Below are 1,622 nucleotides of genomic sequence, written 5' to 3'. Positions count from 1 at the left end.
CTATGTTCTAAACTAGCCTAAAAAATGTTTTATGTGAAATACTCCTGTGACTTGTTGCTAAAGAAAATAATTATACCAATACTGTACACATGGTATGATTAGGAAAAATAGATGAAGGAGTTACACTCTTCTTGGGTAAACTTAAATATTACTTCATCAAACTTATCCATAATGAACAAATTTATAATGATCAAATTTACTAGTAATGGTAAAAAAGCTAAGTTGGGATAAGTTCAATCAAGCAGACTCGAACACATTACTAAAAAAAACTACTCGAAGACACTATGGTCAAGATCAAGCATAATCCTAAAGAATATAGAGAAGATAAAGATAGAGGTGGTGACAGGGATGAAATTCGGCAAATACAGATATTGATGCTCTTGTGTTTATGTCTGTCCTCTGAAGGCACGCTCTACGACTTGCTGAAGATGGCATTGGCGACCCCTGGGCACCAGACATTGAATCGGGTAACTCCACCGGAAGATATTAGTATAGATGGTCTATTTGAGTGGTTGGGTAAGCTGTTTGGTGAAGCAGAAGTGACAGAAGGAGAAAGGGATTTGATTCTCTGGCAAAACGATATCAAAAATATGTGGCCAGCGATTAGTGAGCTCAGAGCAATCGAGGAGAAGCTTGGGTTTAAGATTACCATCGAAAAGAAGAGCTAAGTTGTGCACAAAGTTCACTATCAGCTAGTGATACTTTCTTAGGGTAAATGTTAGAGGGTGGGGGATTATAGCTTCCCCCACCCTCCACGTAATCCTACAAATTAAGACTACAAATTAAGACTAAACATTAAGACACAATTGAACATAATTACTGTTTTCTGAATCCACTGACTGAGTATTACCAGACCTAGCAGATAAATCATTATCCAGCCAACTCTCACTAGTGCCTAACCTCAGAGCATCACTAGCTAACCACCTCTGGAACACTTCCATGCGACCATCTTCTGGACTAACTAGCTGATAAACTCTGAACCGCTTTTTTCCTTGGCTCTGATAACGAATACACTGTAAGCCATAGCCGATTTTATCCAAGAAGCGCCTAATAATAACAATCGGAGTTGCTTTCTTAGCTAGTCCTATTCCGGTGATGGTTTTGATAGCACAACGGTTTGCTAATGCGATCGCAGCCATCTCCTGCAAGTCCTGATCAGTATTTTTGAGTTCTCGTTCCAGATTTTCTAATAGAATTGGTATCCCCAAAACTTTCATAGTACCAATCATTGCTCCTAGCACAGCACGATTGAAATCCGGTATAAATATACTCCCTTGACCTTGCTCAATTAACAGTCGCGCTACCTTAGCATCCCGTTCTGCTAGATGTTGCTGACCTAGGGTAAGAAAATAATGGAGCCGTAGCTGCTTATACCAGCCTTGGTCATCTTTGAGTACCAGTTCTGGTGTGACTGGGATGGCATAACGCTGCTTTAAATCGTACTTCCGTAGTGAGCGACGTTCCGATGGTTTTTTGACTAGGCGTTTGCTAATCGTTTGATATTGGCTATCACTGAAGTCTTGACTAGATGCGATCGCATTACACTCAGCCTGATAGTTTTGGTCTCTAACTGCAGTAATCGCTGCCATCAGAGCATTCTGTGCTCCCAACTCTTCCGCTTG

1 protein-coding gene and 1 pseudogene are annotated in these 1,622 nt (G+C 40.6%); one reads left to right on the top strand and one right to left on the bottom strand.

Annotated features, from left to right (window positions below):
- Positions 1-284 precede the first annotated feature (284 nt).
- Positions 285-668 (top strand): DurN family substrate-assisted peptide maturase, encoded by a 384-nt coding sequence (locus tag F6K37_RS41530; protein ID WP_008178005.1) that lies wholly within the window; start codon positions 285-287, stop codon positions 666-668.
- A gap of 120 nt (positions 669-788) precedes the next feature.
- Here F6K37_RS41530 and F6K37_RS41525 read toward each other — a convergent pair.
- Positions 789-1,622: pseudogene (locus F6K37_RS41525) on the bottom strand (plasmid replication protein, CyRepA1 family); the annotation flags it as partial.

This window comes from Moorena sp. SIO4E2, assembly GCF_010671945.1.
In the GTDB taxonomy this organism is placed as follows: Bacteria; Cyanobacteriota; Cyanobacteriia; order Cyanobacteriales; family Coleofasciculaceae; genus Moorena; species Moorena producens.
Note: the sequence above shows the minus strand (reverse complement) of the source record. Positions and strands in the feature narration are given on the sequence as shown.